7 protein-coding genes are annotated in these 5,440 nt (G+C 70.4%); 3 read left to right on the top strand and 4 right to left on the bottom strand.

Going from position 1 to position 5,440, the window contains the following annotated elements; all coding sequences use genetic code 11:
- Window positions 1–1,617 (bottom strand): leucine--tRNA ligase (gene leuS, locus ACLL81_RS04310; protein WP_411287111.1); only part of this gene is annotated, 1,617 nt, incomplete at its 3' end.
- Between the two features lie 195 nt (window positions 1,618–1,812).
- Window positions 1,813–2,283, bottom strand: a complete 471-nt coding sequence (locus ACLL81_RS04305) for a DUF3576 domain-containing protein (protein ID WP_411287110.1) — start codon at window positions 2,281–2,283, stop codon at window positions 1,813–1,815.
- A gap of 242 nt (window positions 2,284–2,525) precedes the next feature.
- Here ACLL81_RS04305 and ACLL81_RS04300 point away from each other — a divergent pair, with 242 nt between their 5' ends.
- Complete coding sequence (locus ACLL81_RS04300; protein WP_411287109.1) at window positions 2,526–2,942, top strand: NtrZ family periplasmic regulatory protein; 417 nt, start codon at window positions 2,526–2,528, stop codon at window positions 2,940–2,942.
- On the opposite strand, the gene ACLL81_RS04295 is transcribed toward ACLL81_RS04300, so the two are convergent.
- Window positions 2,932–3,567 (bottom strand): thiamine phosphate synthase, encoded by a 636-nt coding sequence (locus tag ACLL81_RS04295; RefSeq protein ID WP_411287108.1) that lies wholly within the window; start codon window positions 3,565–3,567, stop codon window positions 2,932–2,934. The two genes, ACLL81_RS04300 and ACLL81_RS04295, sit on opposite strands and share 11 nt — an antisense overlap.
- Here ACLL81_RS04295 and ACLL81_RS04290 point away from each other — a divergent pair.
- The gene (locus tag ACLL81_RS04290) at window positions 3,542–4,207 is read left to right on the top strand and encodes a YggS family pyridoxal phosphate-dependent enzyme (RefSeq protein ID WP_411287107.1); all 666 of its coding nucleotides are present in this window, start codon (window positions 3,542–3,544) and stop codon (window positions 4,205–4,207) included. The genes ACLL81_RS04295 and ACLL81_RS04290 overlap by 26 nt on opposite strands.
- Here ACLL81_RS04290 and ACLL81_RS04285 read toward each other — a convergent pair.
- Window positions 4,197–4,700 (bottom strand): L,D-transpeptidase family protein, encoded by a 504-nt coding sequence (locus tag ACLL81_RS04285; protein ID WP_411287106.1) that lies wholly within the window; start codon window positions 4,698–4,700, stop codon window positions 4,197–4,199. The genes ACLL81_RS04290 and ACLL81_RS04285 overlap by 11 nt on opposite strands.
- Window positions 4,701–4,756: 56 nt before the next feature.
- Between ACLL81_RS04285 and ACLL81_RS04280 the strand changes: the two genes are divergently transcribed.
- Window positions 4,757–5,440: a response regulator transcription factor gene (locus tag ACLL81_RS04280; protein WP_411287112.1), complete on the top strand. Its 684-nt coding sequence runs from the start codon at window positions 4,757–4,759 to the stop codon at window positions 5,438–5,440.

The raw sequence follows: 5,440 nt of genomic DNA, 5'->3' as shown, positions 1-5,440 counted from the left end.
GATGCCGCCGATGTACTGGTCCACCGGCAGCCAGTAGTCGGCGGCGGCCTTGTCGATGGGGTCGGCGGCGTCAGGGTTGGTGAAGCGGGCGAAGTACCAGGACGAGTCCACGAAGGTGTCCAGGGTGTCGGTCTCCCGGGTCGCCGGGCCGCCGCACGTGGGACAGGTGGTGTGTTTCCAGGTGGGGTGGCGGTCCAGCGCGTTGCCGGGTTGGCCGAACTCCAGATCGTCGGGCAAGGCCACGGGCAGGGCTGACTTGGGCAAGGGGACGACGCCGTCGCGGGCGCAATGGACCACCGGGATCGGGCAGCCCCAGCCCCGCTGGCGGGCTACCCCCCAGTCGCGCAGGCGATAGACCGTGGCGCCCTCGCCGGCGCCCTGCGCCTCGATCCGGGCGATCGCCACGGCCTTGGCGGCCTCCACGTCGAGCCCGTCGAGGAAGCCGGAGTTGAAGATCGCGCCCGGGCCCGTATAGGCCTCGTCGCCCACGCGGAAGGTGGCCGGATCCTCGCTGGGCGGCAGCACCACGGGGGTCGCCGGCAGGCCATACTTGCGGGCAAAGTCCAGGTCGCGCTGGTCGTGCGCCGGGCAGCCGAAGATGGCGCCCGTGCCGTAGTCCATCAGAATGAAATTGGCGATCCAGACGGGCAGCGTCCGCGCGCTGTCGAAGGGGTGCTCCACCGAGAGACCGGTGTCGAAGCCGATCTTCTCGGCGGTGTCGATTTCCGCCTGCGAGGCGCCGCCCTGCTTGCACCGGGCGATGAAGGCCGCAGCCGCGGGATCGCGCGCCGCCATCTGCTCGGCCAGGGGGTGGTCGGGGGCGATGCCCACGAAGGACGCGCCATAGAGGGTGTCGGGCCGGGTCGTGTAGACCTCCAGGCCGCTGTCGAACCCCGCAGGCGCCTGGCCGGAAAAGCCGAAGGCGAAGCGCAGGCCTTTCGAACGGCCGATCCAATTCTCCTGCATCACCCGGACCTTGTCCGGCCAGCGGTCCAGAGTGGCCAGGTCGTCGGTGAGCTGGTCGGCGTAGTCAGTGATGCGCAGGAACCACTGGTTCAGCTTACGTTTTTCCACCGGCGCGCCGGAGCGCCAGCCGCGGCCGTCGACCACCTGCTCGTTGGCCAGCACCGTGCGGTCCACCGGGTCCCAGTTGACCACCGCCTCGCGGCGATAGACCAGGCCGCGGCGATAGAGGTCCAGGAACCAAGCCTGCTGCTGGCCATAGTAGGCCACGTCGCAGGTGGCGAACTCCCGGGACCAGTCGATGGCCAGGCCCAGCTCCTTCAGCTCGTCGCGCATCCGGGCGATGTTGTCGTAGGTCCAGGCCCGGGGATCGACGCCGCGCTCCATGGCGGCGTTCTCGGCGGGCAGGCCAAAAGCGTCCCAGCCCATGGGATGCAGCACCGAAAAGCCCCGGGCGCGCTTGAAGCGGGCGATCACGTCGCCCAGCGCGTAGTTGCGCACATGACCCATGTGCAGGCGCCCCGACGGATAGGGGAACATCTCCAGCACGTAGTACTTGGGCTTGGTCTTATCGATGACCGCGCGAAAGGCGTCGGCGCCGGCCCACGCCTGGCGCCACTTCGGCTCGGTCTCTTTCGGATTGTAGCGGGCCATCACAAGCGGCCTTTGGACTGGAGTTGGACTTCCGGTCAACGGCCTTCACGGGCGCGCCGACGAGAGCGTGACAGCCGAAAGTGGAGGCCGGTTTCGGCGCCCGTCACGCTCCAGCCCTTGGAGATAGACCCTTTTCGCCTGGTTCAAGTGACTCCACTTGAACCAGAAAGGGTCTGGCGAATGATCGAAGGGCGATCAGCCCCGGATGTTCGAAAGTCGAAGCTGGCGCGCGCGGGTCAGGATGGCGTTCTCGATATCCGTCTCGGTCTGCAGGGCCGAGGGGGCGTCGATCCAGCCGCCGGCGCGGTCGCGGTTCTGCTTGAACACCGCCACGTTCAGGCCGTCGGCCCGCAGGCGCGCGTCCAGGATGTAGACGGTGCACTTGAAGCGCTCGTCCGGCTTCTCCGGGTTCACATACCACTCGGTGATGATCACGCCGCCGTAGGGGTCGGCGGAGGCCAGGGGCATGAAGGCCAGGGTGTCCAGGGTGGCGCGCCACAGATAGCCGTTGACGCCGATCGCCGGCGCGCTGGCCGCCGATGTGGTGCGGGCCGAGCCGCCGCCGAACAGCCGCGGGCCGCTGGAGCAGGCCGCCAACGCCACAAGACTTACGGCCATCACGCCGACAGATGCGCTACGCATCCAGACACCGCGCACAAACGGCATGTATTTCCGCTCCAACAGTTCCCCGTAGCGGATGGCCGCTACGCCGCCGCCCCCGCGCCGGGCTCTCTATATCAACGGCTCCGCCGGCGCCAAACAGGAATCGCGTGGCCGAACCGCCACAGGCGCCGGCGAACTTCGCAGGCCGGGAGCCTTGTGGCCGTGGAGTCGGTTGACGTTACCTCTGGCGGTTCTCTAATCGGCCCCGAGATCGCCAACCCAGGGTTTCGGCCCTGGGGGATGTGATGACGGGGCTACGGGGCTATATAGTGGGTATGTCGGTTCGCCGGATCAGCGTTCTGTTGGCCGCCGCCGCGCTTCTCAGCGCGGCGGGCGGCGCAGCGCAGGCGGCCGACAAGGGCAAGCCCATCGACTTCACCGTCCGCGCGGAGCCGGCCAGCGTCGCGCCGGGCGCGGGCAAGACCCTCACCTGGGACGCCGGCATGCGTCGCTGGGGCCTGACCCTCGGCATGGGCCAGTCCGACGTGCGCCAGTCGACGATGAACGACGTGCAGGCCGGCGCCTACTACCGCATCAGCCCGTCCTTACGGGTGGGCGGCGCGGTGGCCCTGGGCGACCAGCAGATCACCGGCGCGCCGAAAAACCTGACGCCCGGTGAAGGCCAGCCGCGGGTCCGGCTCGAGACCGCCTTCAAGTTCTAAGACCCTCGACCGCTGCGATGCCCACCAGGCCCGCGCCAATCAGGCGCCGGGCCGTTTTGTTGCTGATTCCCCCTAGCGCGTAGACCGGCCCGCCCGCCCGCCGCACCAGGGACGCCAGCCGGATCGGTCCCATGGGCCGGGCGGCTGAGGCGCTCAGCGACGCGAACACCACCGAGACCACCGCCGCGTCCGCCCCTGAGGCGAGCGCCCGGCGCGCCGCGCTCAGGGAATGCGCCGCCGCCGTGACGATCCAGCCGGGGCGGGCAGTCTTCAGGGCCCGGGCGCGGTGGGCCAGCCGCTCAGGCAGGTGCACCCCGTGCGCCCCGATCCGGGCGGCCAGGCCCGGGTCCGCGCCGATCAGCAGGATCAGCCGCCTTGTCCGTGCGATGCTCAGCAGCCGGCGCGCGCGGGCCTCGGCGTCGGCGGCGCCGAACGCTCGGAACACCACCGCCGAACCCGGCGGCAGGGTGCGGGCGACAGCCTCCGGATCAGGGGTCCGCTCAGGGTCGGTGAAGAGCAGCAGGCGCGGCAGGGCCTTCCGCGGGCGGCTCAGCGGCCTTAAGAGCGCGGCAGTCCGCCGAAGGGTCCAGAATCCCGTGATGTCCGCCGCTCCCCAAGACGCCAAGTCCTATGCCGATGTGGTGGCCCGGATCGCCCGCGCCGCGCAAGCCGCGGGGCGCCCCGCCGGCGACGTCACCCTGGTGGCGGTCTCCAAGCAGCAGTCCTGGGAGGCCATCGTGCCCGTCCTGGCCGCCGGCCAGCGGGTGTTCGGCGAGAACCGCGTGCAGGAGGCCATGAGCCGCTGGGAAGGCCGCGCCGAGGGGCTCAGCCTGCACCTGATCGGCCCCTTGCAGAGCAACAAGGCCCGCGAGGCGGTGGCCGTCTTCGAGGTGATCGAGACCCTCGACCGGGAGAAGCTGGCCCAGGCCCTGGCCGGGGAGATCGCCCGCCAGGGCCGCGCGCCCCGGCTCTATGTCCAGGTGAACACCGGCGAGGAGCCGCAGAAGGCGGGCGTCATCCCTGCCCAGGCCGACGCCCTCATCGCCACCTGCCGCGGGACCTACGGCCTGGTCCTGGAGGGCCTGATGTGCATTCCCCCCGAGGCGGAGCCGGCCGGGCCGCACTTCGCCCTGCTGGCCAAGATCGCGGCACGCAACGGCCTGGCGAAGCTTTCCATGGGCATGAGCGGCGACTTCGAGACCGCCATCGCCTTCGGCGCCACCAGCGTGCGGGTGGGCTCCGCGGTGTTCGGTCCTAGGGCTTGATCTCCACCGCGTCGCCCGGCCGGGCGCGCCCCAGCAGGTCTTCCAGGTCCTCCCGCGCCACCGCCACGCAGCCCTGGGTGGGCGAATAGTCGGCCCGCGCCAGGTGCAGGAAGATCGCCGAGCCCATTCCGCGAACCGGCGGGTCGTCGTTGTGGCCCAGGATCACCACGATGTCGTAGATGCCGTCGTCCCGCCAAAGGGCTTCGGCGCTGGCCCCGTAGGGCAGGCGAACCGGCTGGTTGTAGGCGGGGTCGGCCGGGTCGTCGCACCAGCCGTCGTCCTTCGACATCGCCTGGACCTGGAAGGCGCTGGCCGGCGGTGGTCCACGGTCGGGGCGGTAGAGCACCCGGCGGATCGGCCAGACCCCGGCCGGCGACGCGCCATCGCCCTCGCGCTTGCGGTCGCCCGCAATCACACCCGCAGGCCCCAGGGCGCAGCGGACGCGGCGCTCGCCCAGGTCAAGCCAGCCGTCGGCGGTGGCGGTGAAGTTCAAGCGGGCCTCGCAAATCCTTTTGCCGGGGACAGGGGATACGGTGCATGTTTCGCCGCATGGCTCAACGTAAGACCCTGCTCATCGTCGATGACGACGCGGACCTCCGCGGGGCGGTCGCCGAACAGCTTGAGGCCGAGGACTTCATCGCGCTGGAGGCCGCCACCGCCGGCGAAGGGGTCCGGCTGGCCCGGGAAGGCCGCCCGGACCTGATCCTGCTGGACGTTGACCTGCCCGACATGGACGGCCGCGAGGCCTGCCGGCAGATGCGCGCCGCCGGGGTTTCCGCCCCGGTGATCATGCTGACCGCGGCCGCGGCGGACGACGACACCGTCCAGGGGCTCGACGCCGGGGCCAACGATTACGTCACGAAGCCCTACAAGTTCGCCGTGCTGCTGGCCCGCATCCGGGCCCAGCTGCGCAGCCACGAGCACTCCGAAGGCGCGGTGTTCCGCCTGGGCGCCTACGAGTTTCGCCCCGCCGCCAAGATGCTGGTGGACGCGGGGGGCAAGAAGATTCGGCTGACGGAGAAGGAAACCAACATTCTGAAGTACCTCTACCGCGCCGGCGAAAAGTCGGTGACGCGCGAGGAGCTGCTGGCGGAGGTCTGGGGCTACAACGCCGGCGTCACCACCCACACCCTGGAAACCCACGTCTATCGGCTGCGCCAGAAGATCGAACCCGATCCGGCCAATGCCAGGCTGCTGCTCACCGAGGCCGGCGGCTACAAGCTGTCGCCTTAA

It is taken from the genome of Phenylobacterium sp. (assembly GCF_046590535.1).
In the GTDB taxonomy this organism is placed as follows: domain Bacteria; phylum Pseudomonadota; class Alphaproteobacteria; order Caulobacterales; family Caulobacteraceae; genus Phenylobacterium.
This window is presented reverse-complemented; position numbering and strand designations above follow the sequence as displayed.